The sequence below is a fragment of the Thiobacillus sp. genome (assembly GCF_030696885.1).
Taxonomy (GTDB): Bacteria; Pseudomonadota; Gammaproteobacteria; order Burkholderiales; family Thiobacillaceae; genus Thiobacillus.
On the sequence record NZ_JAUYRI010000024.1, the window covers coordinates 194,431 to 219,904 of the forward strand.

Below are 25,474 nucleotides of genomic sequence, written 5' to 3' on the forward strand. Positions count from 1 at the left end.
CTCTGGTTGAGCTCAGCCCATGAAGGCATCTTTGTTTTGCGCAGCGTTGCGCGCCGCGCCCGGTGCGATGATGTTGCGGCGGACCAGGTCCTGCAGGCACTGGTCGAGCGTCTGCATGCCGATGTTGCCGCCGGTCTGGATCGAGGAATACATCTGCGCCACCTTGTTTTCGCGAATCAGGTTGCGGATGGCGGGGGTGCCGATCATGATCTCGTGCGCCGCCACCCGGCCGGTTCCATCCTTGGTTTTCAGCAGCGTCTGCGAGATCACCGCGCGCAGCGATTCGGACAGCATCGAGCGCACCATCTCCTTTTCGGCAGCCGGGAACACGTCGACCACCCGGTCGATGGTCTTGGCGGCCGACGAGGTGTGCAGCGTGCCGAACACCAGGTGGCCGGTTTCAGCCGCGGTCAGCGCCAGGCGGATCGTTTCGAGGTCGCGCAATTCGCCGACCAGGATCACGTCCGGGTCTTCACGCAGCGCCGAGCGCAGCGCGTTGTTGAACGACAGCGTGTGCGGGCCGACTTCGCGCTGGTTGATCAGGCATTTCTTGCTCTGGTGGACGAATTCGATCGGGTCTTCCACCGTCAGGATGTGCGCATACTGGTTCTCGTTGACGTAGTCCATCATCGCCGCCAGCGTGGTCGACTTGCCCGAGCCGGTCGGGCCGGTCACCAGCACGATGCCGCGCGGCTGGTCGGAGATTTCCTTGAAGATCGGCGGGCAGTTGAGCTCTTCCAGCGTCAGCACCTTCGACGGAATCGTCCGGAACACCGCACCGGCACCGTATTGCTGGTTGAAGGCGTTGACCCGGAAGCGCGCCAGCGAGGGGATCTCGAACGAGAAGTCGATTTCCAGCGTTTCCTCGTACACCTTGCGCTGGCTGTCGTTCATGATGTCGTACACCATGCGGTGGACGTCCTTGTGGTCCATCGGGGGCAGGTTGATGCGGCGGATGTCGCCATTGACCCGGATCATCGGCGGCAGACTGGCGGACAGGTGCAGGTCGGATGCCTTGTTCTTGACGGAGAATGCGAGCAGTTCGGAAATGTCCACGCGTGCCTCGTTCAGTATTGGGTAGGGTTTTGTCAGATAATAAGCGATATGGATAACGGCCCCGATACACGCAAACTTGAGCCTGACCTGAGCGGTGCCGCCGGCACGCCGTGCGAGCGTTTGCAGGCGGTGCAGGCGCGAATTGCAGCGGCTGTGGCCGAAGCGGGCCGCGATGCCGCGACGCTTCGGCTGCTGGCCGTCAGCAAGACCTTCGATGCCGCGGCGGTGCGCGACCTTGCGGCCTGCGGCCAGCGCGCGTTCGGTGAAAACTACGTGCAGGAAGCGCTGGACAAACAGACCGCCCTGCAGGACCTGCCGCTTGAATGGCATTTCATCGGACCGATCCAGAGCAACAAGACGCGGGCGATCGCCGCGCATTTCAGCTGGGTGCACAGCGTTGACCGGCTGAAGATTGCCGAGCGGTTGTCGGCACAGCGCCCGCTCGGACTGCCGCCGCTGCAGGTCTGCATCGAAGTGAATGTCAGTGGCGAAGCCAGCAAGGGTGGTGTGCCGCCGGCCGAGCTGAGTGGTCTGGCCGAGGCCGTGTCGAAGCTGCCCGGTATGCAGTTGCGCGGCCTGATGGCGATTCCGGCGCCGACGCCGGATGCCGCAGCGCAGCGCGCCGCCTTCCGGCAGGTGCGTGGACAGTTTGATGCGCTACGCGCACGCGGCCACGCGCTCGACACCCTGTCGATGGGCATGTCGGGCGACCTGGAAGCAGCGATTCTGGAGGGCGCGACCATCGTTCGGGTCGGCACCGCCCTGTTTGGCGAAAGGAAAACCTATGCATAAAGTCAGTTTCATCGGTGGCGGCAACATGGCCGCCGCGATCATCGGCGGCCTGATCGCCAGCGGCACCCAGCCCGCCGACATCGAGGTAGTCGAAATCAATGCCGATGCGCGGGCGCAATTGTCCGCGCGCTTTGGCGTGGTGACCCATACCGATTTGTCGCAGGCGCGGCTGCATGGCCTGATCGTGTTGGCGGTCAAGCCGCAAACTCTGCCCGACGTGGCAGCTGCGCTGGCTTCAAGACTGGCTGGCCAGCTGGTGGTGTCGATCGCCGCCGGGGTCCGGGTGGCTGACCTCGCCCGCTGGCTGGGCGGGCACAACCGGATCGTGCGCGCGATGCCGAACACCCCGGCCTTGGTGCAGGCCGGGATTACCGGCTTGTTTGCGGCACCTGCCGTCGGCCAGGACGCGCGTTCGCAGGCCGAGGCGGTGATGCGTGCCGTCGGCGGCGTGGTATGGGTGGACGACGAGCCGCAGCTGGACCTTGTCACCGCAGTGTCGGGCAGCGGCCCGGCCTATGTGTTTTATTTCATCGAGTCGCTCGAAGCTGCCGGGGTGGCGCAGGGCTTGCCGTCTGAAACCGCGCGCCAGCTGGCGCTGCAGACTTTCTTCGGCGCAGCCAAGCTGGCCTTGGAATCGGGCGAGGAACCCGGTGTGCTGCGACAGCGCGTCACATCCCGGGGCGGCACCACCGAGCGCGGCATTGCCGTGCTGGAGGCGGCGGCGGTCAATCTGGCCATCAGTCAGGCGGTGGAGGCCGCCAGCCGCCGCAGCGCCGAACTGGGCGATGAACTCGGGAGACTCGCATGATCCTGGAAACCTCGGTTGACCACTCACCGAATGTAAGGAGTCCGGTATGAATGCTGGTTTATATGCCTCCGATTGCATATATCCTTTAACTGAAACCCGTTACGTGCCCGCTGGCACGCCCGTTCGAGCGCCTGGCTTTGTCGCTCCTCCTTGCAGGCCCCGGCCTGCTGCGTCGTCGCTTCGCGCCAGACACTCGCCCAGACGCACCATCGGACGCGTCCAACCGGGGTTCCCAGGATGATCGAAGCCGCGCTGAAATTCCTGATCCAGACGCTAGGCAACCTGTTCGTGATCGCCGTGCTGCTGCGTTTCATGATGCAACTGTTCCGGGTGCCGTTCCGCAATCCGTTCGCGCAGTTCATCGTCGCCCTCACCGATTTCGCGATCAAGCCGCTGCGCCGCGTGGTGCCGGGGCTGTTTGGCCTCGATCTGGCCTGCCTGCTGCTGGCATTCGTGGTCGAATTCGCGGTCGTAGTGGCCTCGTACTGGCTGGACGGCTTTCCGTTCGCACTGGCCGGCGGCCGCGTGTGGCCGGTGATGCTGGGGCTGGGGGCGGTGCGGCTGCTAAGCCTGACGGTGTACCTGATCATCGGCCTGACGCTGGTGCGCGCGGTGCTGTCCTGGGTCAATTCGAATAATCCGTTGATGCCGGTGGTGTACGAGTTGTCCGAACCCTTTCTGCGTCCGCTGCGGCGGGTTGTCCCGATGGTGGCGCAGATCGACCTGACGCCGCTGGTGCTGTTCATCCTGTGCCAGCTGGTGCTGATGGTGCCGATCCTGGCGCTGGAACGCGCCCTGCTGGGGGCTCTCTGAGCGGCTGGTGGTCAGCAGCCCTCCGGTCTGGGCGCGACGCGACGGCGCTGACTGGCTACTCGACCTGCACGTTCAGCCGGGGGCGAAATGCACCGCCGTGCTGGGCGAACACGGCGGGCGGCTGAAGCTAAAGATTGCCGCACCGGCAGTCGATAATAAAGCGAATGTGCATCTGCTGGGCTGGCTGGCCACGCAGCTGGGCGTGCCGAAAGCCTCGGTATGCCTGGTGCGGGGCGAGACTTCGCGGCAAAAAACCGTGGCGGTGCGGGGGGTCGAGATGCCCTGGCTTGAAATCGAGAACAGTAAAATAAAATGAGCATCCATCTGGAACAGGAAGTCGCCGATTTCAGCGAACGGCGTATGCGGCTGGCCGCCGCGATCGCCGACTATGCCGACTGGCTCGACCGCCGTCACGGCATCGACGCCGAACGCACCCTGCGGCTGACCGACACGGCGTCGAACCTGCGTCAGGACAAGCTGGTGGTGGCCTTCGTCGCCGAGTTCTCGCGCGGCAAGAGCGAGCTCATCAATGCGCTGTTTTTTGCCGATCATGGCCAGCGCCTGCTGCCTTCCGACGCCGGCCGAACCACGATGTGTCCGACCGAGCTGTTTTCAAACCCGGACGACGCGCCGAGCCTGAGCCTGCTGCCGATCGAAACGCGCCGCCGCGAGGATTCGCTGGCACGCTTGAAGCACATGCCGATCGAGTGGTGCCGGGTCGCGCTCGACCCCAGCGACCCGCGCCAGCTGCGCGACAGCCTGAAAAAACTCACCGAAACCCAGCTGATGCCGGCGGTGGACGCGATCGAGCTCGGCCTCTGGAATGGCGAGGATGAAAGCGAACGCCACCACCTGCGCGCCGACGGCACCGTGGAAGTGCCGGCCTGGCGCTACGCCATGATCAATTATCCCCACCCGCTGCTTCAGGCCGGGCTGACGATCCTGGACACGCCCGGACTCAACGCACTGGGCACCGAGCCGGAGTTGACGTTGTCGGTCATTCCCAATGCGCATGCGGTGATGTTTCTGCTGGCGACGGATACCGGCGTCACCCGTTCCGATCTCGAAATCTGGCAGAAACACGTGCATCGGCATGCCAACTACCATGTGGCGGTGCTGAACAAGATCGACATGCTGTGGGACGAGCTGAAAAGTGAAGCCGAAGTACAGGCCACTATCGAGCGTCAGGCCGAGGAGGCCGCGCGCGTGTTGAAGCTGCCGCGCAGTCGGGTGTTCACCGTGTCGGCGCAGAAGGCGCTGGCCGCCACCATCCGTGGCGACGCGGCTCTGCGCGTGCGCTCGGGCATCGAGTCGCTGGAATATCTGCTGGCGCATCAGGTGATCCCGGCGCGGCGCGACATGCTCTATCACGCGGTCAGCCACGATGTGATTGCGCAGCTGGATGAGAGTCGCATCGACCTGTCCGCGCAAATCAAGCGTCGCAGCGACGAACTGATTCAGCTCAACCAGCTGTCGGGCAAGAACCGCGAAATGATCGAGCAGTCACGCGCCGCCCTGCAAAAGGAAAAGGACAGCTACGACGCCACCGCCGACCAGTTCCGCACCACCCGCAGAATGATGCAGGCGCAGGGCCAGCATCTGCTGTCCAGCCTGTCGGAAGAGACACTGGGCGAAATCTGCAAGGCCGGTCGCGAAGCACTGGAAGGCAGCTGGACCACGCGCGGCCTGACCAGCGGCATCCGCCAGCTGAGCGAGCAGATGAGCGGGCGCATCCAGCAGGCGAGCCAGCTGGCGGACAACATGCTGGATGTGCTGGACCAAGCCTACACCCGCTTTCATCGTCAGCACCAGCTGCCGAAAATGCAGGTGCCTCGACTCGACCTGGGCGCCTACCGCAACCGGCTCAATGGGCTGATGCGCGAGACCGAAGCATTTTGCAAGGACCCTGCCAACCTGATGCTGGAAAAGCGTTTCATGATCCGGCGCTTTTATGCCGGCCTCGCCGAGGAGGCCCGCAAGGCCTTCAACCTGGCGCGTACCGAAGCCGAACGCTGGCTGCGCATCGCGCTGGATCCGATCATGACACGCATCCGCGAGCACAAGCAGTACCTCGACATGCGCCTCGCCAGCCTGCAGAAGATCCTGGAAAACATGGGCACGCTGCACACCCGCATGGCCCAGATCAAGCAGGAAATCGGCACGCTGCGTCGCGAGAAGACGGAACTCGAGCGCATCGCCGCGCAGCTGACCGCCTGATCCGGCGGGTTCAGCCGCCGTTCAGGCGGGCGAGCAGCGGCGCAGTCTTGTCGGGATCGGTGTTCCTCAGCAGCCGCTGCGCGGCCGGCGTCAGTTCTTCCAGATGCGATTTCAGCACCTGCTGCTTCACCTGCAGCAGGCTGGCCGGGTGCATCGAAAACGTCCGCAGTCCCAGGCCCAGCAGCAGTCGCGTCAGCAGCGGGTCGCCCGCCATCTCTCCGCACACCGACACCGGTTTGCCCGCCTTGGCGCCCGCGCGCAGCGTGTGCTGGACCAGACCGAGCACGGCCGGATGCAGGGGGTCATACAGATGGGCCACGCTGTCGTCGGCGCGGTCGATCGCCAGCGTGTACTGGATCAGGTCATTGGTGCCGATCGACAGGAAATCCAGCTGTTCGGCAAAGAACGCAGCCGACAGCGCGGCGGCCGGCACCTCGATCATGCCGCCGATGGGGATGCCTTCGTCGAACTTCAGGCCGTCCTTCCGCAGCGAGGCCTTGGCCTCGTCGATGCGCTGCAGCGTCTGCCGCAGTTCCAGGAAGCTCACCAGCATCGGGATCAGCATGCGTACCTGGCCGTGCGCCGACGCGCGCAGGATCGCGCGCAATTGGGTATGGAACAGGCCCGGCTCGGCCAGGCACAGGCGAATCGCGCGCAGGCCGAGCGCCGGATTGTCGGCGACGGTATGGCCCCAGGGCGCCTGCTTGTCGGCGCCGAGGTCGAGCGTGCGGATGGTGACCGGCTTGCCGTCCAGCGCCTCGGTCACCGCCCGGTAGGAGGCGTATTGCTCGTCCTCGTCTGGCAGGTCGCTGCGGTTGAGGAAGAGGAATTCGCTGCGGAACAGGCCGATGCCGTGCGCGCCCGAGGTTTTCACCGCGGCGATGTCGTCCAGCAGTTCGATGTTGGCCATCAGTTCGATCGGCACGCCGTCGAGTGTGGCCGACTTGCTGGTTTTCAACCGCTTCAGCTTGTCGGTGTCGATGCGCCACTGGTTCTGCCGCAGCCGGTATTCGGCCAGCACCGCTTCGTCCGGGTTGACGATCACCACGCCGTCGCGGCCGTCGACGATCAGCAGGTCGTGGTCGCGGATCAGGCCGCGCGCGTTGTGCAGCGCCATCACCGAGGGCATGCCCATGCTGCGCGCCAGAATCGCGGTGTGCGAGGTGGTGCCGCCGAGATCGGTGATGAAGGCGGCGAAATGCACGTTCTTGAAAATGACCATGTCGGCCGGCGATAACTCGTGCGCGACCAGGATGCGCTCGCTGTCGAAGTCGACGTCCAGCGGCAGGTGGCTGGGGTGGCCCATCAGCGCCTTCAGCACGCGCTGCACCACCTGCACCACGTCTTCCTGGCGGCTTCTGAGGTAGGCGTCGTCAATTTCGTCGAAGCGTGCCACCAGCGCTTCCATCTGCTGCGCCAGCGCCCATTCGGCGTTGCACTGGGTTTCGCGGATCAGGCGCTTGGGCTCCTCGGCAATCATCGAATCGCCGAGGAACATCAGGTGCATGTCGAGAAAGGCCGACAGTTCCGCCGGTGCGCCGGGCGGGATGTGGCTGCGCAGGATTTCGAGCTCGGCACGGGTGGCGAAGATGGCCTCATCGAAACGCGCCAGTTCATCCTTGATGTACTTGCGGTCGAGCATGTACTGCGGCACTTCCACGCGCGCATGGGACGTGAGGTGCGCATAGCCGATGGCAATGCCGCCGGAGACGCCGATGCCATGCAGCGAGAAGCTCATGCAAGCTCCTCGCCGAAGCCGCTGGCGATGAGGTCGGCCAGCGTATTGATCGCTTCCACCTCGTCTTCGCCTTCGGTTTCCAGCGTGATGGTGCTGCCCTTGGCGGCGGCCAGCATCATCACGCCCATGATGCTCTTGGCGTTGACGCGGCGGCCGTTGCGCGACATGAAGACCTGGCTCTTGAAGCTGGAGGCGATCTGGGTGAGGCGTGCCGACGGCCGCGCGTGCAGCCCCAGCTTGTTGACGACTTCAACGTCCCGTTGCTGCATGGCACATGGTCTCGGAAATATGATTGATGCTGTTGCGTCCGCCGTCGACGATGCGTTCGATCAGCTGCGGCAGCGCGAGCGTATCGCGGTAGTTCAGCGCCTTCAGCAGCATCGGCAGGTTGACGCCGGTGACGCCTTCGATGTGCGCGGGCTCGAGCAGACGGCACAGCGTGTTGCTGGGCGTGGCGCCATACATGTCGGTCAGCACCAGAATGCCGTCGCCCTGGTCGAGTTCGGCGAGCCGCGCCTGCAGCGCCTTCTGGCGTTCGTCGGGGTCGGCGTGGCCGATGAAGTCGATCGTGGCCAGGCCGAGCGGGGGCTGGCCCAGAACGTGGGTGGCGCACTCGACCAGACTGTCGCCGAGCGAACCGTGTGCGACGATGAGGATGCCAATCATTGCGTGGAGGTTGGGCCAAAAGTCCTATTCTAGCGAAGCCGGGCCTTCATCGTCGTGGAGATGTAGGTTTTGCCGGTGTGATCCACCGTGACATAGTCTGAAATACCCAGCCGCGCCGCATGGTCGGCCAGGCCTGCCGCCCCTTCGATGAACAGCGGCTTCGACAGCGCATCCGAACGTGTGCCGGCGTGCACGCCGCGCACCAGAACGGTTACCGATTGCATGCCGGTTGCCGGCATGCCGCTGCGCGGGTCGATCAGGTGGCAGTAGCGGCGGCCATCCGCTTCAAAAAATCGCTGGTAGTCGCCCGAGGTGCCGATCGCCTCGCCGTCCTGCAAATCCAGCGTGGCCAGCGTGCCCGGCTGGCGCGGGTGCTGGACCCCGACGCGCCACGGGCGTTCGCCGTGGCGGCCGAGCGCGATCACGTTGCCGCCGATGTTCACCAGGGCATTGCGGATGCCGTGCGCCTGCAGAATGGCCACGGCGTCGTCGAGTGCGCGGCCCTTGGCATAGCCGCCGAGGTCCAGCTGAACGGCCGGGTTTCGACTTGATACCGACTCGGCGTCAATGACGAGGTCGGCCATGCGCGGCTGTGCCGCCACCTGCGCCTGGATTGCGGCAGCCGCGGGCACCTGCGCCTGCGGCGTGTCGGCGTGGAAGCCCCACAGTGCGACCAGCCCGCCGATGGCCGGATTGAACAGCTCGCCGGATTGCGCGGCGAGTGCCTGCGCTTCCGTCAGCATGGCCGCGAGTTCGGGTTTCACCGTGGCGCGCTCGCCGCGCGCCAGCGCGGCGTTGAGCTCTGACAGCGCGCTAGGTTGCCAGGCATGCAGGCTGCGGTGGAGCGCGTCGAAGCGTGCCAGCACCGCGGCGGTCGCCTGCTGCGCCTGCGCTTCGGGCGCCCCGTACACACTGACCTCGACCAGCGTGCCGAAGACATAGGCCTGTTGCGTATACAGCGGCGGCGGACTGCAGGCGGCGAGCGCCCACACCAGCAGCAGCCACACCCCGTGCCGCGCAGGCCTCATGCGCGCTGCGGTGTCACGGACGCACCGCGCTGGAGTAATGGCGCTCGATCGCGGCAATGAATTGCGCGGCCACGTCGTGCCCCGCCTGCGCCATGATTTCCTGGAAGCCGGTGGGGCTGGTGACGTTGATTTCGGTGAGGCAGTTGCCGATCACGTCGAGGCCGGCGAGAAAGATGCCGTGGTCGCGTGCCCACGGCGCGACGGTGTCGGCGATGATGCGGTCGCGCGCCGACAGCGGCTGCACGCGCGCGGTGCCGCCGGCGGCGAGGTTGCCGCGCGTCTCGCCCGCTTGCGGGATACGGGCCAGCGCCCACGGCACCACATCGCCGTCGATCAGCAGGATGCGCTTGTCGCCGTCCCGGATCTCCGGCAAATAGCGCTGCGCCATGATGGCGCGGCCGCCCTGCCGGGTCAGCGTCTCCAGGATGGCGTTGCGGTTGGGGTCGGCAAGCGTCAGGCGAAAAATGCCGCTGCCGCCCATTTCGGTCAGCGGCTTGACGATGATGTCCTGCTGCTCGGCGAGAAAGGCGCCGATTGCCGTCGCGTCGGCGGACACTAGGGTGGGCGCGACGAACTGCGGAAAATTCAGAATCGCCAGCTTCTCGTTGAAATCGCGCAGGCTGGCCGGGCGATTCAGCACCTGCGCGCCGTTGCGTTCGGCCACGCTGAGCAGGTGGGTGGCGAGCAGGTAATCCGTGTCCACCGGCGGATCGGTGCGCATCACCACGGCGTTGAAATCCTTCAGCAGCAGGGTCTCGCTGTGGGCGACGCGATACCAGTCGTCGTCGCTGCGCACGTCGAGCGTGGCGCAGGCAGCACGCACGAAGCCGTCGCGGATGAACAGATGGCGCGCCTCGCAGGCAAACACGGCATGGCCATGCGCGGCGGCCGCGCGCATCATCGCCACCGAACTGTCCTTGTAGGCCTTGAGGCCGACCAGCGGATCGACGATGAACAGCAGCTTCATGCGGCGGCCACGTGCTCGGTCTCGTTGAGGGCTTCGTCGAGTTCGATGCTGGCCGCCAGCATCGCCAGCCGCGCGATCACGCCATAGGCGTAGAAACGGTTGGGGGCTGAGTCCGGATTGGCGCTGCGGTCGGGCGTCAGGCAGGTTTCGTCGAACGCCAGCGGCACGAAGTGCATGCCCGGGCTGTTGAGGTTTTCGTCCGAGCCGCGCCCGGTGTGCACGCGGTAGAAACCGCCGACGACGAAGTGGTCGAGCATGTAGACCACCGGCTCGGCGACCGCGCCGTTGATGCTCTCGAAGGTGTAGACGCCTTCCTGGATCAGGACCTCGCTCACCGCCATGCCTTCCTTGCCGACCGCCATCTTGTTGCGTTGCTTGCGGTTGAGCTCGCGCACGTCCTCGGGCGATTTCACCGTCATGATGCCCATGCCGTAGGTGCCGGCGTCGGCCTTGACGATGACGAAGGGCGGCTGGTCGATGCCGTATTCGGTGTATTTGACGCGGATCCTGTCCAGCATGTCGCCGACTTTTTCAGCCAGGCAGTCTTCGCCCTGGCGCACCTGGAAGTCGATCTTGCCGCAGTGGTTGAAGTAGGGATCGATCAGCCAGGGGTCGATGCCGATCAGCCGCGCGAATTCGACAGCGATATGCTGGTAGGCGGCAAAGTGGCGCGACTTGCGGCGCGTCGACCAGCCGGCGTGTAGCGGCGGCATGATGGTTTGCTCAATGTCTTTCAGAATCTCCGGCACCCCGGCCGACAGGTCGTTGTTGAGCAGCACCGCACAAGGGTCGAAGCCCTCCAGTCCGATGCGATCGCCGCGGCGCAGCAGCGGCTCCAGCGTGATCCGTCCGCCCCCCGGCAGTTCCAGCGTGGTCGGCTGGGTGACCTCGGGGATCAGCGTGCCAATGCGCACGATGAGGCCCGTCTGCCGCAGGATATGCGCCAGCACCGCCACGTTCTGCAGGTAGAACACGTTGCGCGTGTGGCTCTCCGGAATCAGCAACAAGCGTTGCGCATCGGGACAGATCTTTTCCACCGCGCCCATGGCCGCGTGAATCGACAGCGACATGAACGAGGGATTGAGATTGTTGAAACCGCCGGGAAACAGATTGGTATCCACCGGCGCCAGCTTGAAGCCGGCGTTGCGGATGTCGACCGAGGTGTAGAACGGCGCCGACTGGTCCTTCCATTGCTGGCGAAACCAGTGCTCGATGGTCGGCTGGGCGTCGAGCAGGCGTTTTTCGAGTTCCAGCAGCGGGCCGGTGAGTGCGGTAGTGAGGTAAGGGACCATAAAATAGGCGGCTCCAGGAATTTGCTCATTTTAGGCCAAGCCGGATGTTTGACATCGTTTTGTTCCAACCTGAAATCCCGCCCAATACCGGCAATCTGATCCGGCTGGCGGCCAACACCGGCTGCCGGCTGCATCTGGTCGCACCGCTGGGCTTCGATTTGTCCGACAAGCAGGTGGCGCGCGCCGGCCTCGACTACCACGACATGGCCTGCGTGACTGTGCACACTGACTGGGATGCGGTGCGCGCCGCGCTGCCCGGCCGGCGCTGGTTTGCGTTCACCACCAAGGGCAGCGCGCGTTATGCTGACAGTGCATTCCGCGCCGGCGACGTGCTGCTGTTCGGGCCCGAGTCGCGCGGCCTGCCGGCCGAGGTGCTGGCGCAGTTCGACGATGCGCACCGCCTGCGCTTGCCCATGCTGCCCGATTCGCGCAGCATGAACCTGTCCAACGCCGTCAGTGTGGTCGTGTTCGAAGCCTGGCGACAGAACGGTTTTTCGGGAGGGGTGTGAATGAGCGGACTCGAATGGCTGGAAGCGCTGAGTTATATCGTCACCATCATCGGCTTGCCGCTGGCCATCGGCGTCTATGTCTACGACCGCCGCCGCGAACAGCAGACCGACGAAGAGGAAATCTTCCTGCGGCTGTCGGACGAATACGCCGATTTCATGCGGCTGGTGATCGAGAATGCCGACCTGCATCTGTTGTCGCCGACCGCGAAGGGCGCGCTCAGCGAGGATCAGCAGGAACGCAAGCAGGCGCTGTTCGCCATCCTCGTCGCCCTGTTCGAGCGCGCCTACGTGCTGGTGTATGAGGACGACATGAGCCGGCAGCAGGCGCGCCTGTGGCTGTCGTGGGAGGACTACATGCACGAGTGGTGCGCGCGCGAGGATTTCCGCGCCGCGCTACCGCCGCTGCTGACCGGCGAAGACTCCGGATTCGTCGCCACTATCGAGCGCATTGCGGCGTCGGCCGCGCACCCGGAGGCGGTCTAGCTATTGAGTTGCTATAGGTTGCTGCCGGCACGCCGCCATTAAGCTGAAGGTTCGTCAGCCGAGCGCCTTTGCGCGCGCGGACTTCGCACCAGCAACTTGCTCGCCCGGGCGTCAGAACTCCGCCTTGATTTCCCGGTTCAGCAGCGTGTTTACGGCCTGCGCGGCGGGCAGCCCCTCGAACAGCATCTGGCAGACGGCGCGCGTGATGGGCATGTCGACGCCGCGCGCGTCGGCCAGCGCGGCCACTTCGCGCGCAGTGGTAACACCCTCGGCAACGTGGCCGAGCTCGGCCAGGATGGCATCGAGCGATTGGCCGCGCGCGAGGCGCAGGCCGACCTGGCGATTGCGCGAGAGGTCACCGGTGGTGGTGAGGATGAGGTCGCCGAGGCCGGACAGGCCCATGAAGGTTTCGACGCGACCGCCGAGCTGGACGCCGAGCCGGGTCATTTCGGCCAGCCCCCGGGTGATCAGCGCGGCGCGTGCATTATGGCCGAACTGCAGGCCGTCGCAGATGCCGGCGGCGATGGCCATGACGTTCTTCAGCGCGCCGCCGATTTCGACGCCGATGACGTCATCATGCGCGTACAGGCGCAGGCGATGGCCCGACAGCACCTCGGCCAGGTGCTGCGCCAGCGCGCTGTCGTGCGAGGCCAGCGTGAGCGCGGTGGGATAGCCCTGCGCGACTTCCTGCGCAAAGCTGGGGCCGGACAGCACGGCGGTTTGCGCATGGTCAGGCAGCAGCTCGGCGACCAGCTGGTGCGGCAGCTTGCGGCTGCCGGGCTCGAAGCCCTTGCAGACCCAGATGAGGGGCGGCAGCGCCGGCTGCCGGGCGAGCGCGGTCAGGGTGGCGCGCAGGCCGTGGCTGGGAACGGCGATGACGATGAGTTGGGCGGCATGGGCCACCGCGTCGAAATCGGGATTGAATTCGAGACTGTCGGGCAGCGGGCAGCCGGGCAGGTAGCGGGTATTGAGGCGATCGGCGCGCATGGCGTCGAGTTCCGCCGCATCGCGCCCCCACAGGGTGACGTCGTGGTGCGGTGCCCAACTGGCCGCCAGCGCGGTGCCCCAGGCGCCCGCGCCGAGCACCGCCAGTTTCATCGTCCCCATGCTTCGTGCGCCGGCAGCCAGCCGGTCTGGCCGTTCGCGTGTTTCACCGGCAGCCAGCCAAACGGATCGATCGCCCCGGTGACGTCGAGCAGCACCCCTTGCGCTGCGCGGAAGGCAATCTCGGCATCGGGCCGCGGCTGCTGGCGGACCAGGCCGACTTCGACCTTGACCATGACGCTGCGGGCGCCGCCGAGCGCGGCTTTCTCAACCCAGGCGAGGCGACCGCTGTGGTCGCGCACCTTGACCCAAGTGTCGGTGTCGACGATGACCTCGAGCGGCAGGCCGCTGCCGGCGATGGCCACCTTGCCGGCAGCGGTCGAGGGCGCGTCGTAGAGCAGGGCGGGGCGGCTGGTGCTGCGGTATTCCAGCGCGCTGGCCGGCGCGGACAGCGCCACCAGCAGGCCCGCCATGAACAGTGCGGATTTCAATGCGTTTGCGGCGCAGCCTGTTGCTGCTGGGCTTGCTGCTGCTGCAGGAACAGGGCCTCGAAGTTGACCGGATTCAGCAGCAGCGGCGGGAAGCCGGCGCGGATTATGACGTCGGACACACTCTCGCGCAGATAGGGGAAGACGATGTTGGGGCAGCCGATGCTGAGCACCATCGCCATCTGGTCCTGCGGCACGTTCTGAATGCGGAAGATCCCGGCCTGGGTGCACTCGACCAGGAACATGACCTTGTCGCCGATCTTGGAAGTGACGGTCACAGTGATGCTGGTGTGGTACAGGTCCTCGCCCAGCGCGCGGCTTTCGGTCGACATGTTGACGTCGATCTGCGGTGCTTCGCGTTCGAGATAGATGGCGGGGGCGTTGGGGACCTCGAGCGACAGATCCTTGACGAAAAGCTTTTCGATGTTGAATACGGGTTGTTGTGCGTCGGACATGGAGGACTCCCTGGACAAGAAAACCGGAGCCTGGGCTCCGGGAACGGGACTATTTTACACGCGCTTATTGAATGCCTTGTGACGCCAACCAGCGTTTCAGCGCGTGGGCTTCCATTGCGCCCGAGACGCGCGCCGTTTCCTGGCCGTTCCGGAACAGGATCAGGCTGGGAATCCCCTTGATGTGGTGGCGCATCGACACCTGCGGATGCGCCTCGGTGTCGACCTTGGCGAAGCGCACCCGCGTGTTCATCTCGGCCGCCACCTGCTGGAAGATCGGCGCCATCATCTTGCAGGGGCCGCACCAGCCGGCCCAGAAATCGACCAGCACCGGCAGGCCGGCCTTCGCGATGAAGCGGTCGAAGCTGTCGGCGCTGAGGTCGACCGGGGCACCGGGCAGCAGCGGCGAACCGCATTGGCCGCATTTGGGCGCGTCGGCCAGCCGTTCATCCGGCACGCGGTTGACGGCAAGGCAGTGGGGGCAGGCGAGTTCCATCGGAGGGTCCTTGAAGCGAAAGCGATCACTTCAAGATGGTGGCGGATGCCGGAAAATCAAGCGCTCGCCAACAGCGGCACCAGTTTGCCCGCCGCATCCAGCGCCGCGGTGTCGTCGAAGCCGCCGACATGGGTGTCGCCGATGAAGATCTGCGGCACGGTGCGACGGCCGCTGCGGGTGATCATTTCTTCCTGTCGGGCCGGATCGAGGTCGATGCGGATCTTTTCGATTTCGGTGACACCGCGGCTTTTGAGCAGGCGCTCGGCGGCCACGCAGTAGGGACACACGGCGGTGCAGTACATTACGACTTTGGCCATCAAGGGCTCCTTATTTCTTGCTGACGGGCAGGTTCGCGCGTTCCCACGCGATGATGCCGCCAGCCTGGTTGTAGACGGTTTCGAAGCCGGCTTTTTTCAGCATGCCGCAGGCGCGCGCCGAGCGCTGGCCGCTACGGCAGGTGACGAGCACGGGCTTGTTCTTGAACTTGTCGAGTTCGTTGAGGCGGCCGGCCAGTTGCCCCAGGGGAATGTGCTTCGCCTTGGGAATATGACCTTCCGCGTATTCCTTGTCCTCGCGCACATCGAGCACCAGCGCATCGTCATTGTAGAGCCGGGTGGCCTTCAGCGTGTCTGCCTGCTCGACGCCGGACAGGCGGGCGCCGACGAACGACCAGACCAGCATGGCGCCGGACACCACGGCGAGCGCCACCAGCATCCAGTTGTCCTGGAGAAATTGCATGTCCATGGCGGTCTCCGCTTAGAGGCCGCAGCCCTGTTTGACACCGGCCTTTTTCAGCATGATGTCCATCGGACAGAAGCGGGTGATGCCGGACTGGAACAGATTGAAGCCGACGAAGGCGGTGAACCACAGCCACGACAGCTGGGTCAGGTCGGCACTGCCCGAAAAGTGCGCCAGCGCGAGCGACAGCATGATGAAAAATCCGGCAATGATGCGGACCATGCGTTCAACGGTCATGATGAAACTCCTGGTGTTGATGAAGAATGTTTGCGGAAATTCGCGGCGTAATACAGCACCGGAATCACCACCAGCGTCAGCAGGGTGGAGACGAAGATGCCGAAAATCAAGGATACCGCGAGCCCGGAGAAAATCGGGTCGTCGAGGATGAAGAACGCACCCATCATGGCGGCGGCGCCGGTCAGCACGATCGGCTTGGCGCGGGTGGCGCCGGCCTGGATCACCGCTTCCTGGAAGTCCATGCCGGCGGCCGTCTGCTCGTTGATGAAGTCGACCAGCAGGATGGAGTTGCGCACGATGATGCCGGCCAGCGCGATCATGCCGATCATCGAGGTGGCGGTGAACTGCGCGCCGAGCAGGGCGTGGCCGGGCATCACGCCGATGATGGTGAGCGGGATCGGCGCCATGATGACGAGCGGCGTCAGATAGCTCTTGAACTGCGCCACCACCAGGATGTAGATCAGCATCAGGCCGAAGGCATAGGCCAGCCCCATGTCGCGGAAGGTTTCATAGGTCACCTGCCATTCGCCGTCCCACTTGATGCTGAATCCGGCGTAGGGATCGGCGGGCTGGCGGATGAAGGTTTCCCCCAGCGTGCCACCCTGTTCCAGCGGCATATCCTTGAGCTCGCCGCGCATGCCGAACAGGCCGTACAGCGGCGAATCCAGCGTGCCGCCGGTGTCGCCGACCACGAACACCACCGGCAGCAGGTTCTTGTGATAGATGGTCTTTTCGCGTTCGCTCGGCACTACTTCGACCAGTTCGGACAGCGGCACCAGCTTGCCATTGTTGCCGCGCACGGTGAGCTTCAGCAGTTCCTCGATCCGCGACTGGCGCTCCGGCGGTAGCGTGATGCGCACCGGGATTTCGTACTTGGCGCCGCTGCCGTGGATGGGGGTGACGTTTTCGCCGCCCAGCCCCATCTTCATCGCCGCGACGACGTCCTTCTGCGCCACGCCCGCCATCGCCGCCTTGTTCTGCAGCACGCGCAGCACGAAACGCTGGGCGTCGTCTTCCACCGTGTCGTCGATCGCCACGATGCCTTCGGTCTTTTCGAACACCGCGCGCACCTGCTTGGCGACCTGCATCTGCGCGTCATAGTCGGGGCCGTAGACTTCGGCGACGATCGGCGACATCACCGGCGGGCCGGGCGGCACTTCGACCACCTTGACGTCGGCGCCGTGTTTTTTCGCGATCGCCTCGACCGCGGGGCGGATCGCCTGCGCGATGTCGTGGCTCTTGCGGTCGCGTTCGTGCTTGTCGACCAGGTTCACCTGCAGGTCGCCGACTTCGGGGCCGGCGCGCAGGTAGTACTGCCGCACCAGGCCGTTGAAGTTGATTGGCGCTGCGGTGCCGGCATAGGCCTGGTAGTCGGTGACTTCCGGGACGGCAGCCACGGCAGCGCCCATTTCGCTCAATACCTGAGCAGTCTTTTCCAACGGCGTGCCGACCGGCAGGTCGACGATGATCTGGAATTCCGACTTGTTGTCGAACGGCAGCATTTTCAGGATGACCAGCTGCACCGCCGGCAACGCGACCGACAACAGGATGGCGAGCCCGATGCCGATCCAAAGCTTGCTGCGCGCGCTCTTGCCTTCGGCGCCGCGCAGGAAGGGCGTCAGCCGGGTGCGGAAGAAGGCGGTGAGTTTGTTGTCGCCGCCGGCGGCGTGGGCGTCGTGCGCAGTTTGCTTGATCAGCTTCAGCGCCAGCCAGGGCGTGATGATGAAGGCGATCGCCAGCGAGATCAGCATGCCGATCGAGGCATTGATCGGGATCGGGCTCATGTAAGGGCCCATCAGGCCGGTGACGAAGGCCATCGGCAACAGCGCCGCGATCACGGTGAAGGTGGCGAGGATGGTCGGGCCGCCCACTTCATCCACGGCGCGGGGAATGATGGCTTCGAGGCCGTCGTGGTCCAGTCCCATGCGGCGGTGGATGTTCTCCACCACCACGATGGCGTCGTCGACCAGGATGCCGATCGAGAAAATCAGCGCGAACAGTGAGACGCGGTTGAGCGTGAAACCCCACGCCCAGGAGGCGAATAGCGTGGCCGCCAGGGTCAACAGCACCGCCGCGCCGACGATCAGCGCCTCGCGTTTGCCGATAGCGAACAGCACCAGCAGTACCACCGAGATGGTGGCAAAGATCAGCTTCTGGATCAGCTTCTTCGCCTTGTCGTCGGCGGTGGCGCCGTAGTTGCGGGTGACGCTGACCTCGACTCCCTCGGGCAGCACGCTGTTCTGCAACGAGTTGACCCGCGCGATGACCTTTTCGGCGACGTCGACGGCGTTTTCCCCGGCTTTCTTGGAAATGGCCAGCGTCACCGCCGGATAGGTCTGCCCCTGGTCGGCCTGCTGCGGACCGCCGGCGGCGGGGCCGTGCCAGACGTAGCGCGCCGGCTGGTCGGGTCCGGCGACGACGCGGGCAATGTCGTTCATGTAGACCGGCCGGCCCTGCGCAACGCCGACCACCAGCTGTTTCACGTCGTCTGCACCGGTCAGAAAGGTGCCGGTCTGGACCAGAATTTCCTGGTTGCCGGACACCAGCGTGCCGGACGGCTGCGCCGCGTTCGACACCTGCAGCGCGTCGCGGATGTCCTGCGCCGAGACGTTGAAGGCCGCCATGCGGTCGGGGTCCATCAGCACCCGCACCGCGCGGCCGGGGCCACCGATGGTGGTGACTTCGCGGGTGCCGGCGATGCGCTTCAGCTCGATTTCCGCTGAATGCGCCACCTGCTCCAGTTCAAACGCGCCGCGGGTCTCGTCGCGCGTCCACAGCGTGACGGTGACGATCGGCACGTCGTCGATGCCGAGCGGCTTGATGATGGGCTCGCCGACGCCGAGCTCGGGCGACACCCAGTCGCGGTTGGCCTGGATGGTGTCGTACAGCCTCACCAGCGCCTGCGTGCGGTCCTGCCCCACCAGGTATTGCACGGTCAGCACCGCCATGCCGGGCCTGGAAACGGAATAGATGTGTTCGATGCCGGCGATCTGCGACAGCACCTGCTCGGCCGGTGTGGCGACCAGCGCTTCCACGTCCTTGGCCGACGCGCCCGGGAACGGGATGAACACGTTGGCCATGGTTACGTTGATCTGCGGCTCTTCCTCGCGCGGCGTGACCATGATGGCGAACAGGCCCATCAGCGCCGCGATCAGCGCGATCAGCGGGGTCAGCTGGGACGTGAGAAAGAAGCGGGCGGTGCGTCCGGAGAGTCCCATGCGCGTCTCCGTTTATTTGGCGGGCTGGTTGGCGGTGCTTTTGGCGTAAATCCCCGCCTTGACCGGATCGAGTGCGATGACCTCGCCCGGATTCAGCCCGGCCAGCACTTCCACCTGACCGCGCCCGTTCGGCGTGCCGAGGCGGATCTGACGCAGGCTGACCGTGTCTTTCCGGACCACGTAGACAGCGGTGATTTCGGAGCGGCGCACCACAGCGGTCGACGGGATCGTGAGCTTGCGCGCGCTGCCCACCGAGAAGTGCGCACGGGCGAACATGCCGGGGATCACGCCTTCCAGGTTGGTCGGCAGGTCGATCCGGACCTTGACTGTGTGGGTGGTGGCATCGGCCGACGGCAGCACGGTGACGCCGGCCGCGTTGATCCATTTGTTGAGCGAGGGGATTTCGACCGCAACGCGCGGCGCCGCCTTCACCTCCGCTAGCTTGTATTGGGGGATGTTGGCAATCACCCGCATGTCCTTGGGGTCGAAACCAGTCATCAGCGGGGTGCCGGGCGCGACCGTTTCACCGACTTCCACATGGCGGGCCGCGACCACGCCGGAATAGGGCGCGGTGATCACGGTGTAGCCGCTCATCGCTGACGTCTGGCCGGCGCCGGCGCGCGCCGCGCGTGCCGCCGCCTCGGCGGAACGGAACTCGGCGGTGGCGCGGTCAAGCGCGGCCTGGCTGATGAATTTCTGCTGGAACAGCTGCTGCTGACGTTCGTAGTTGGCGCGCGCGTTGGCCAGCGTGGCGTCGGCCTGCGCCACCTGCGCGCGGCTACCCGCCACCGCGGACGACAGCTCCTGCGCGGAAAGGCGGACGATGACCGTGCCGGCCTTGACGTAATCACCGGCGTCGAAATTCACCGCAGCCACGCGGCCCGATACCTGGGCGGCCAGCGTCGACTGCCGGACGGCCTCGACACTGGCTTCAGTCGAATAGCCGGTGTCGGTCATCTGGTATTTCACCGGCGCGACGGCAAACGGCAGCGCAGACCAGACGGGCGTGGCGACAAAAATGGCGCAGGCCAGCAGACGGGCGGGTTTCAGCACGGGTGCTCCTCCAGGTAAACGTCCATTAGCATATTCTAATTAACAATATTATTCAATGGCTTGGGCACGTGTCTCGGGGCATTTTTCGGCGTTGGGCCGAAGCGCAAGTATGCGCCACAACCGGTTCGCTTCCAATCCGGACCCGCCAAACATCAGGGCCCGGGCGCTTGCGCGGACCGGGCCCTGTTGGGATGGCGATGGCGTTTACTTGGAAAAGCCGCAGAACACGTCGCGCATCATGCCCAGCAACTTGAGCGTGCGCGTGTCGCCGACACGGTAATAGACCCGGTTGGCATCCTTGCGGGTGCGCAGTACGCCCTTGTCGCGCAGGATGGCGAGGTGTTGCGAAATATTGCTTTGCGAGGTCCCCACATGGTCGACGATGTCCTGCACGCTGATTTCCTTGTCGCCCAGCACACAGAGGATTTTCAGGCGTAGCGGATGTGACATGGCCTTCATCGCGCGCGATGCCTGCTCGATGTGCTCGTCCTTGTCCATCAGGTCCACTTCGTCCCATTCAACTGCCATATTCATTACCTCGATCCTGTCCATGTAGTACCCTGACGCTCGGGCATCCGGGGGTGGAATGCGGGTGCGACGCCTTTTTTATTCCCTGGTGCCGGCTGCATATAGATAAGCAATCAGGCATATATTAAAATAATCCCACAAAATCAAGTCAGCCAATATTATTTTTTTGAATGAAGACCACGCCGGTTCTCCTTATCATCCTCGACGGTTTTGGTTGCCGCGCTGAACGCGCCGACAACGCGATTGCGCAGGCCACCAAGCCCAACTGGGACCGGTTGTGGAAGCAGCACCCGCATACCCTGATCCACGCGTCTGAATCCGAGGTGGGGCTGCCCAAGGGGCAGATGGGCAACTCCGAGGTGGGGCATCTGAACATCGGTGCGGGCCGCGTGGTTTACCAGGAATTCACCCGCATCGACCGCGCGATCGAGTCCGGCTATTTCTATACCAACCCCGCGCTGCTCAATGCCGTGCATCTGGCGCGCGACAACGACAAGACCCTGCACGTGCTGGGCCTGCTGTCGGATGGCGGGGTGCACAGCCACGAATCGCATTTCCACGCGCTGCTCGACCTGGCCGTGCGCGAGGGCTTGCGCAAGGTGTGCCTGCATGTGTTTCTCGATGGCCGCGACACGCCGCCGAAGAGCGCCGAGCTCTATTTGCGGCGCCTGACCGACAAGATCGAGCAGGCCGGCGTCGGTCATATCGCTTCGATGATCGGTCGCTATTACGCGATGGACCGCGACCGCCGCTGGCAGCGGGTGAAATCTGCTTACGACCTGCTGACCCAGGGTCACGCCGACTTCATGGCGGAAAACCCGCAGGCCGGACTGGAAGCGGCCTATGCGCGCGGCGAGACCGACGAGTTCGTCAAGGCGACCGCCCTGCTGCCACCCGGCGGCAAGCCGGTGAAAATGGAAGATGGCGACTCGGTGATTTTCCTCAACTTCCGGTCGGACCGGGCACGCCAGCTGTCGCGTCCGTTCATCGAGCCCGATTTCAGCGAGTTCGAGCGCGAAGTCACGCCGCGACTGGCCACCTATTGCACGCTGACCGGCTACAGCGACGATTTCATCGTGTCGGTGGCGTTTCCGCCCGAGCGCATCAAGAACGGCATTGGCGAATACGTCGCCCAACTCGGCCTGCGTCAGTTGCGCATCGCCGAAACCGAGAAATACCCGCACGTCACCTTCTTCTTCAACGGTGGCGAGGAAGTGTCCTTCCCTGGCGAGGATCGCGTGCTGGTGCCTTCGCCCGACGTGGCGACCTACGACCTCAAGCCCGAAATGAGCGCCTTCGAGGTGACCGACAAGCTGGTTGCGGCGATAGCCAGCAAGCAGTACGACCTCATCGTCTGCAACTTCGCCAACCCGGACATGGTGGGGCATACCGGCGACCTGCAGGCCGCGATCAAGGCGATCGAAACCGTCGACACCTGCCTCGGCCGGGTGGTGGAAGCCCAACTGGCGCGCGGAGGCGAGCTGCTGGTGACCGCCGACCACGGCAACGCCGAGCTGATGCGTGACGTCGAAACCGGGCAGGCGCACACGGCGCACACGATGAACCTGGTGCCGCTGATTTATATAGGACGGGGTCGCGCCACGCTGGCGGAAACCGGCGCGCTGGAAGACATCAGCCCCACCCTGCTGAAGATGATGGGACTGCCGCAACCACCCGAGATGACCGGCGAAGCCCTCGTTCAATTCGAGTGAACCGGGGCCGCTGGGGTAAGCTCAACCGGGTGAACATCCGAACCTACCTCGTCCTCTTGGCGCTGGCCTGGCCCTTGTCTGCCGCTGCCAACCAGGCCGATCTCAAGAAATCCGAACTCGATGCGCTGAAGCGCCGGCTGCAGACCCTGCAGCAGGAGTTTCGCAGCACGCAGGCGCACCGCAAGGAAGCAGTCGACGAGCTGCGCGAGTCCGAACAGGCGATCAGTGCCGCGGTGAGCCAGTTGCGCCAGCTCGACACCGAGCGGCAGCGCACCCAGCACGATGTGCAGGCGCTGACGGAGCAGGCGGATGCCGTGGCGGCACGCATCCGCCAGCAGCAGAATCACCTCGCGCAGGCGCTCAAGGGTGCCCATCAGCGCGGCCAGGGCGGGGTGCTGAAACGCATCCTCGACGGCGCCGATCCCAACCAGACCGCGCGCGAGCTGCGCTACCTGGCCCATCTGTCGCGCGCGCAGCACGACATGATCGATGCGCTGCGTGCGGATCAGGCACAGCTGCTTGCGTTGCGGGAGGCGGCCGCGCAGAAGACCGACCAGTTGTCGCAATTGCAGGCCGCGCGCGAAGCCGAACAGAAACAGCTGCTGGCCGACAAGCGCGCGCGCGAGCAGGTCTTGCAGAAACTGTCGGTGCAAATCCAGCAGCAGCGTCGAGAGATCACCACTTTGCAGCGCGACGAGCGCAATCTGACCCAATTGGTGGAACGGCTGAATCGGCTGATGGCGCAGCAGGCTGCACGCGAAGCGGCAGCGCGTGCGCGCGCGGCCCAGCAGGCCAAACGCCAGGCCGGCCAGACCGGCCAGACGCGCAAACCGGTGGCAGTGAATACCGAAACGCCGGTGGCGTTTCGCAGCGGCCGGCCATTCTCGGGCCTGAAGGGTTCGCTGCGCCTGCCGGTCCCAGGGGAACTGATGAACCGCTTCGGTGCTCCGAGAGAAGGCGGCGGGGTGAATTGGAAAGGCCTGTTCATCCGTGCCGCCGAAGGAACCGTGGTGAAGGCGATCGCGGCCGGTCAGGTGGTGTTTTCCGAGTGGCTGCGCGGCTTCGGCAACCTGATTATCGTCGACCACGGAGAGGGCTACATGAGCCTGTACAGCAATAATGAAAGTCTGTATAAGCAGGTGGGCGACCGGGTGCAGCCCGGTGACGCCATCGCCACGGTCGGCAACAGTGGCGGCCAATCCGACACCGGTCTGTATTTTGAAATGCGGCATCAAAGCCGTCCTGTTAATCCCCTCCTGTGGGTGAAATGAGATGACACACAAGGCGAAATTTATCCTCGTCGGTCTGGCCGGTCTGATGGCCGGCGCGGCGCTGACGGTCAACCTGTCGGCCATTGCCAACAAGGACGCTGACACCGCGTTGCCGATCGAGGAACTGCGCGCCTTCACCGATGTGTTCGCCCGCATCAAGAGCGATTACGTCGAGCCGGTCGAGGACAAGAAGCTCATCACCGAGGCGATCAACGGCATGCTGACCGGGCTGGACCCGCACTCGGCCTATCTCGATGTCGAGAGTTTCAAGGATCTGCAGGTCGGCACGCAGGGCGAGTTCGGCGGCCTGGGCATCGAGGTCGGCATGGAAGACGGCTTCGTCAAGGTGGTTTCGCCGATCGAGGATACGCCGGCCTTCAAAGCCGGCGTCAAGCCCGGCGATCTGATCATCAAGCTGGACGACACGCCGGTGAAGGGCATGACGCTGAACGACGCGGTGAAGCGGATGCGCGGCAAGCCGGGCTCGCCGATCAAGCTCACGATTTCGCGCAAGGGCGTCGACAAGCCCATCGTGCTGACCCTGACGCGTGCCGTCATCAAGATTCGCAGCGTCAAGTCCGCGCTGCTCGACAATGGCTACGGCTATGTGCGCGTGACCCAGTTCCAGGAGCATACCGGCGACCTGCTGGCCCAGGCCCTGGACAAGCTGTACAAGGACAACAAGGCGCCGCTGAAAGGGCTGGTGCTGGATCTGCGCAACGATCCGGGCGGTCTGCTGAATGGCGCGGTGGCGGTGAGCGCAGCCTTCCTCAAGCCGGACAGCCTGGTGGTGTACACCGAAGGCCGCAGCGAAGACGCCAAGATGCGGCTGACGGCCAGTCGCGAGCATTACCTGCGCCCGATGCAGATGGACTATCTGAAGGGCCTGCCGCCCGGCGTGAAGGATGTGCCGATGGTGGTGCTGGTCAACAGCGGCTCGGCGTCGGCGTCCGAGATCGTGGCGGGCGCGCTGCAGGACCACAAGCGCGCCGTCGTGATGGGCACGCGCACGTTTGGCAAGGGCTCGGTGCAGACCATTCTGCCGCTTGGCAACGGCACCGCGATCAAGCTCACCACGGCGCGTTACTACACGCCGGGCGGACGCTCCATCCAGGCCAAGGGCATCGAGCCGGATATCCTGGTGGAAGACCCGAACATGCCTTCCGAGGAAGATGGGATCAACATTCGCGAGGCCGATCTCGACCGGCATCTGCTCAATTCCACCGAGGGTGACGCGCTTCCCGGCAAGTCCAACAACGTCATCAAGGCGCCTGCCGCCGAGCCGGGCCAGGAAAGGAAGCCGCTGACGCTGGAGCCGGGTGAAATCGTCTCGAAAAACGACTTCCAGGTGAACCAGGCGCTGAACCTGCTGAAGGGCCTGCAGATTCTGCAAAACCGCTGACGACGGCAGCGCGGTGCCCTGCCCGGCGCCGCGCTATACTGTGACCAACTCCGCCTGTCAGGTGTGTCATGCGTCCATGTGACCTCGAGAAAGACCGCGAAATCGTGTTCCACGCCCTGCCTGCGGGGCAGGCGGAACGCGCGCGGGTCCTGCTCGAAGGCCTCGATGGCCTGTCGGTGACGCTGAATCCGGACGGTCTTCGGCTGCAGGTGCGTTATCACCTCTGCGAATACACCCTGGAAAGTCTCGAAACCGCCCTGTCGAGCCAGGGATTCCATCTCGACAACAGCCTGGTCAGCAAGCTCAGGCGTGCGCTGGCGTATTTCTGCGAAAGCGTCCAGCGGCGCAATGTCGAGGCCAACGAGCCGGACATCAAATCCCAGCAGGCCTTCATGAAGGTCTATGAACGCCATCTGCACGGCGACCGCGACGACACCCCGGAAGAGTGGCGCAGCTACAAATAGCC

The 25,474-nt window shown here is 64.8% G+C and carries 28 protein-coding genes; 11 read left to right on the forward strand and 17 right to left on the reverse strand.

The window, feature by feature from the left end; all coding sequences use genetic code 11:
* Nucleotides 1-12: 12 nt before the first annotated feature.
* The gene (locus tag Q8R61_RS12080) at nucleotides 13-1,056 is read right to left on the reverse strand and encodes a type IV pilus twitching motility protein PilT (RefSeq protein WP_305537567.1); all 1,044 of its coding nucleotides are present in this window, start codon (nucleotides 1,054-1,056) and stop codon (nucleotides 13-15) included.
* 48 nt (nucleotides 1,057-1,104) lie between these two features.
* Here Q8R61_RS12080 and Q8R61_RS12085 point away from each other — a divergent pair, with 48 nt between their 5' ends.
* From Q8R61_RS12085 to Q8R61_RS12105, 5 genes are all read left to right on the forward strand, one after another.
* On the forward strand, nucleotides 1,105-1,848 hold the full coding sequence (locus tag Q8R61_RS12085; RefSeq protein ID WP_305537569.1) for a YggS family pyridoxal phosphate-dependent enzyme: 744 nt from the start codon (nucleotides 1,105-1,107) through the stop codon (nucleotides 1,846-1,848).
* Nucleotides 1,841-2,656, forward strand: coding sequence for a pyrroline-5-carboxylate reductase (proC, locus tag Q8R61_RS12090; protein WP_305537571.1), 816 nt, complete (start codon nucleotides 1,841-1,843; stop codon nucleotides 2,654-2,656). The genes Q8R61_RS12085 and proC overlap by 8 nt, the downstream gene beginning before the upstream one ends.
* A gap of 237 nt (nucleotides 2,657-2,893) precedes the next feature.
* On the forward strand, nucleotides 2,894-3,469 hold the full coding sequence (locus Q8R61_RS12095) for a YggT family protein (protein ID WP_305537573.1): 576 nt from the start codon (nucleotides 2,894-2,896) through the stop codon (nucleotides 3,467-3,469).
* A 7-nt stretch (nucleotides 3,470-3,476) separates the two neighbouring features.
* Nucleotides 3,477-3,785, forward strand: a complete 309-nt coding sequence (locus tag Q8R61_RS12100) for a DUF167 domain-containing protein (protein WP_305537575.1) — start codon at nucleotides 3,477-3,479, stop codon at nucleotides 3,783-3,785.
* Nucleotides 3,782-5,686: a dynamin family protein gene (locus Q8R61_RS12105; protein WP_305537577.1), complete on the forward strand. Its 1,905-nt coding sequence runs from the start codon at nucleotides 3,782-3,784 to the stop codon at nucleotides 5,684-5,686. The genes Q8R61_RS12100 and Q8R61_RS12105 overlap by 4 nt, the downstream gene beginning before the upstream one ends.
* Nucleotides 5,687-5,696: 10 nt before the next feature.
* Here the strand turns inward: Q8R61_RS12105 and ptsP are convergent, their stop codons facing one another.
* Genes ptsP through gshA form a run of 6 tightly spaced genes read right to left on the reverse strand, consistent with a single transcriptional unit; the run spans nucleotide 5,697 to nucleotide 11,377 of the window.
* Nucleotides 5,697-7,424: a phosphoenolpyruvate--protein phosphotransferase gene (gene ptsP, locus Q8R61_RS12110; protein WP_305537579.1), complete on the reverse strand. Its 1,728-nt coding sequence runs from the start codon at nucleotides 7,422-7,424 to the stop codon at nucleotides 5,697-5,699.
* Nucleotides 7,421-7,693, reverse strand: coding sequence for an HPr family phosphocarrier protein (locus tag Q8R61_RS12115; RefSeq protein WP_305537581.1), 273 nt, complete (start codon nucleotides 7,691-7,693; stop codon nucleotides 7,421-7,423). Before Q8R61_RS12115 ends, ptsP begins: the two co-directional genes overlap by 4 nt.
* A complete protein-coding gene (locus Q8R61_RS12120; protein WP_305537583.1) occupies nucleotides 7,674-8,090 on the reverse strand; it encodes a PTS sugar transporter subunit IIA in 417 nt (138 codons plus the stop codon). Before Q8R61_RS12120 ends, Q8R61_RS12115 begins: the two co-directional genes overlap by 20 nt.
* 29 nt (nucleotides 8,091-8,119) lie before the next feature.
* The gene (locus tag Q8R61_RS12125) at nucleotides 8,120-9,118 is read right to left on the reverse strand and encodes an FAD:protein FMN transferase (RefSeq protein ID WP_305537585.1); all 999 of its coding nucleotides are present in this window, start codon (nucleotides 9,116-9,118) and stop codon (nucleotides 8,120-8,122) included.
* 13 nt (nucleotides 9,119-9,131) lie between these two features.
* Complete coding sequence (gshB, locus tag Q8R61_RS12130; RefSeq protein ID WP_305537587.1) at nucleotides 9,132-10,085, reverse strand: glutathione synthase; 954 nt, start codon at nucleotides 10,083-10,085, stop codon at nucleotides 9,132-9,134.
* On the reverse strand, nucleotides 10,082-11,377 hold the full coding sequence (gshA, locus tag Q8R61_RS12135; RefSeq protein ID WP_305537589.1) for a glutamate--cysteine ligase: 1,296 nt from the start codon (nucleotides 11,375-11,377) through the stop codon (nucleotides 10,082-10,084). The genes gshB and gshA overlap by 4 nt, the downstream gene beginning before the upstream one ends.
* Nucleotides 11,378-11,421: 44 nt before the next feature.
* Here gshA and Q8R61_RS12140 point away from each other — a divergent pair, with 44 nt between their 5' ends.
* The gene (locus Q8R61_RS12140) at nucleotides 11,422-11,886 is read left to right on the forward strand and encodes a tRNA (cytidine(34)-2'-O)-methyltransferase (RefSeq protein WP_305537591.1); all 465 of its coding nucleotides are present in this window, start codon (nucleotides 11,422-11,424) and stop codon (nucleotides 11,884-11,886) included.
* On the forward strand, nucleotides 11,887-12,369 hold the full coding sequence (locus tag Q8R61_RS12145; protein ID WP_305537593.1) for a hypothetical protein: 483 nt from the start codon (nucleotides 11,887-11,889) through the stop codon (nucleotides 12,367-12,369).
* Between the two features lie 111 nt (nucleotides 12,370-12,480).
* Here Q8R61_RS12145 and Q8R61_RS12150 read toward each other — a convergent pair whose 3' ends face one another.
* The 10 genes from Q8R61_RS12150 to Q8R61_RS12195 all read right to left on the reverse strand — a co-directional run bounded on the left by Q8R61_RS12150 (nucleotide 12,481) and on the right by Q8R61_RS12195 (nucleotide 20,629).
* Complete coding sequence (locus Q8R61_RS12150) at nucleotides 12,481-13,467, reverse strand: NAD(P)H-dependent glycerol-3-phosphate dehydrogenase (RefSeq protein WP_305537743.1); 987 nt, start codon at nucleotides 13,465-13,467, stop codon at nucleotides 12,481-12,483.
* Complete coding sequence (locus Q8R61_RS12155) at nucleotides 13,464-13,904, reverse strand: SH3 domain-containing protein (protein ID WP_305537595.1); 441 nt, start codon at nucleotides 13,902-13,904, stop codon at nucleotides 13,464-13,466. The genes Q8R61_RS12150 and Q8R61_RS12155 overlap by 4 nt, the downstream gene beginning before the upstream one ends.
* Nucleotides 13,901-14,356 carry a protein-export chaperone SecB gene (gene secB, locus Q8R61_RS12160; RefSeq protein WP_305537597.1) on the reverse strand — a complete coding sequence of 152 codons (456 nt, stop codon included), beginning with the start codon at nucleotides 14,354-14,356 and terminating at the stop codon, nucleotides 13,901-13,903. Before secB ends, Q8R61_RS12155 begins: the two co-directional genes overlap by 4 nt.
* Before the next feature lie 64 nt (nucleotides 14,357-14,420).
* Nucleotides 14,421-14,849 carry a thioredoxin TrxC gene (gene trxC / locus Q8R61_RS12165; protein ID WP_305537599.1) on the reverse strand — a complete coding sequence of 143 codons (429 nt, stop codon included), beginning with the start codon at nucleotides 14,847-14,849 and terminating at the stop codon, nucleotides 14,421-14,423.
* 56 nt (nucleotides 14,850-14,905) lie between these two features.
* Nucleotides 14,906-15,166, reverse strand: coding sequence for a glutaredoxin 3 (gene grxC / locus Q8R61_RS12170; protein ID WP_305537601.1), 261 nt, complete (start codon nucleotides 15,164-15,166; stop codon nucleotides 14,906-14,908).
* A gap of 10 nt (nucleotides 15,167-15,176) precedes the next feature.
* Entirely contained in the window at nucleotides 15,177-15,593 is a 417-nt protein-coding gene (locus Q8R61_RS12175; protein ID WP_305537603.1) for a rhodanese-like domain-containing protein, read from the reverse strand.
* Nucleotides 15,594-15,605: 12 nt separating this feature from the next.
* A complete protein-coding gene (locus Q8R61_RS12180; RefSeq protein WP_305537605.1) occupies nucleotides 15,606-15,824 on the reverse strand; it encodes a DUF2892 domain-containing protein in 219 nt (72 codons plus the stop codon).
* Nucleotides 15,821-19,042 carry an efflux RND transporter permease subunit gene (locus Q8R61_RS12185; RefSeq protein ID WP_305537607.1) on the reverse strand — a complete coding sequence of 1,074 codons (3,222 nt, stop codon included), beginning with the start codon at nucleotides 19,040-19,042 and terminating at the stop codon, nucleotides 15,821-15,823. The genes Q8R61_RS12180 and Q8R61_RS12185 overlap by 4 nt, the downstream gene beginning before the upstream one ends.
* A 12-nt stretch (nucleotides 19,043-19,054) precedes the next feature.
* Nucleotides 19,055-20,095 (reverse strand): efflux RND transporter periplasmic adaptor subunit, encoded by a 1,041-nt coding sequence (locus Q8R61_RS12190; RefSeq protein ID WP_305537609.1) that lies wholly within the window; start codon nucleotides 20,093-20,095, stop codon nucleotides 19,055-19,057.
* Nucleotides 20,096-20,299: 204 nt separating this feature from the next.
* Nucleotides 20,300-20,629, reverse strand: coding sequence for a helix-turn-helix transcriptional regulator (locus Q8R61_RS12195; RefSeq protein WP_305537611.1), 330 nt, complete (start codon nucleotides 20,627-20,629; stop codon nucleotides 20,300-20,302).
* Nucleotides 20,630-20,793: 164 nt separating this feature from the next.
* Between Q8R61_RS12195 and gpmI the strand changes: the two genes are divergently transcribed.
* The 4 genes from gpmI to Q8R61_RS12215 all read left to right on the forward strand — a co-directional run bounded on the left by gpmI (nucleotide 20,794) and on the right by Q8R61_RS12215 (nucleotide 25,472).
* Entirely contained in the window at nucleotides 20,794-22,335 is a 1,542-nt protein-coding gene (gene gpmI, locus Q8R61_RS12200; RefSeq protein WP_305537613.1) for a 2,3-bisphosphoglycerate-independent phosphoglycerate mutase, read from the forward strand.
* 29 nt (nucleotides 22,336-22,364) lie between these two features.
* Nucleotides 22,365-23,606 (forward strand): murein hydrolase activator EnvC, encoded by a 1,242-nt coding sequence (locus Q8R61_RS12205; protein WP_305537615.1) that lies wholly within the window; start codon nucleotides 22,365-22,367, stop codon nucleotides 23,604-23,606.
* 1 nt (nucleotide 23,607) lies between these two features.
* Nucleotides 23,608-25,008, forward strand: a complete 1,401-nt coding sequence (locus tag Q8R61_RS12210) for a S41 family peptidase (RefSeq protein ID WP_305537616.1) — start codon at nucleotides 23,608-23,610, stop codon at nucleotides 25,006-25,008.
* Between the two features lie 68 nt (nucleotides 25,009-25,076).
* Nucleotides 25,077-25,472 carry a hypothetical protein gene (locus Q8R61_RS12215; protein ID WP_305537617.1) on the forward strand — a complete coding sequence of 132 codons (396 nt, stop codon included), beginning with the start codon at nucleotides 25,077-25,079 and terminating at the stop codon, nucleotides 25,470-25,472.
* Nucleotides 25,473-25,474 lie beyond the last annotated feature (2 nt).

Coding starts and splice junctions, on each gene's coding strand:
- Q8R61_RS12085 (WP_305537569.1), top strand. CDS start 1,105: ATGGATAACGGCCCCGATACACGCAAACTTGAGCCTGACCTGAGCGGT.
- proC (WP_305537571.1), top strand. CDS start 1,841: ATGCATAAAGTCAGTTTCATCGGTGGCGGCAACATGGCCGCCGCGATC.
- Q8R61_RS12095 (WP_305537573.1), top strand. CDS start 2,894: ATGATCGAAGCCGCGCTGAAATTCCTGATCCAGACGCTAGGCAACCTG.
- Q8R61_RS12105 (WP_305537577.1), top strand. CDS start 3,782: ATGAGCATCCATCTGGAACAGGAAGTCGCCGATTTCAGCGAACGGCGT.
- ptsP (WP_305537579.1), bottom strand. CDS start 7,424: ATGAGCTTCTCGCTGCATGGCATCGGCGTCTCCGGCGGCATTGCCATC.
- Q8R61_RS12115 (WP_305537581.1), bottom strand. CDS start 7,693: ATGCAGCAACGGGACGTTGAAGTCGTCAACAAGCTGGGGCTGCACGCG.
- Q8R61_RS12120 (WP_305537583.1), bottom strand. CDS start 8,090: ATGATTGGCATCCTCATCGTCGCACACGGTTCGCTCGGCGACAGTCTG.
- Q8R61_RS12125 (WP_305537585.1), bottom strand. CDS start 9,118: ATGAGGCCTGCGCGGCACGGGGTGTGGCTGCTGCTGGTGTGGGCGCTC.
- gshB (WP_305537587.1), bottom strand. CDS start 10,085: ATGAAGCTGCTGTTCATCGTCGATCCGCTGGTCGGCCTCAAGGCCTAC.
- gshA (WP_305537589.1), bottom strand. CDS start 11,377: ATGGTCCCTTACCTCACTACCGCACTCACCGGCCCGCTGCTGGAACTC.
- Q8R61_RS12140 (WP_305537591.1), top strand. CDS start 11,422: ATGTTTGACATCGTTTTGTTCCAACCTGAAATCCCGCCCAATACCGGC.
- Q8R61_RS12145 (WP_305537593.1), top strand. CDS start 11,887: ATGAGCGGACTCGAATGGCTGGAAGCGCTGAGTTATATCGTCACCATC.
- Q8R61_RS12150 (WP_305537743.1), bottom strand. CDS start 13,467: ATGAAACTGGCGGTGCTCGGCGCGGGCGCCTGGGGCACCGCGCTGGCG.
- secB (WP_305537597.1), bottom strand. CDS start 14,356: ATGTCCGACGCACAACAACCCGTATTCAACATCGAAAAGCTTTTCGTC.
- trxC (WP_305537599.1), bottom strand. CDS start 14,849: ATGGAACTCGCCTGCCCCCACTGCCTTGCCGTCAACCGCGTGCCGGAT.
- grxC (WP_305537601.1), bottom strand. CDS start 15,166: ATGGCCAAAGTCGTAATGTACTGCACCGCCGTGTGTCCCTACTGCGTG.
- Q8R61_RS12175 (WP_305537603.1), bottom strand. CDS start 15,593: ATGGACATGCAATTTCTCCAGGACAACTGGATGCTGGTGGCGCTCGCC.
- Q8R61_RS12180 (WP_305537605.1), bottom strand. CDS start 15,824: ATGACCGTTGAACGCATGGTCCGCATCATTGCCGGATTTTTCATCATG.
- Q8R61_RS12185 (WP_305537607.1), bottom strand. CDS start 19,042: ATGGGACTCTCCGGACGCACCGCCCGCTTCTTTCTCACGTCCCAGCTG.
- Q8R61_RS12195 (WP_305537611.1), bottom strand. CDS start 20,629: ATGAATATGGCAGTTGAATGGGACGAAGTGGACCTGATGGACAAGGAC.
- gpmI (WP_305537613.1), top strand. CDS start 20,794: ATGAAGACCACGCCGGTTCTCCTTATCATCCTCGACGGTTTTGGTTGC.
- Q8R61_RS12210 (WP_305537616.1), top strand. CDS start 23,608: ATGACACACAAGGCGAAATTTATCCTCGTCGGTCTGGCCGGTCTGATG.
- Q8R61_RS12215 (WP_305537617.1), top strand. CDS start 25,077: ATGCGTCCATGTGACCTCGAGAAAGACCGCGAAATCGTGTTCCACGCC.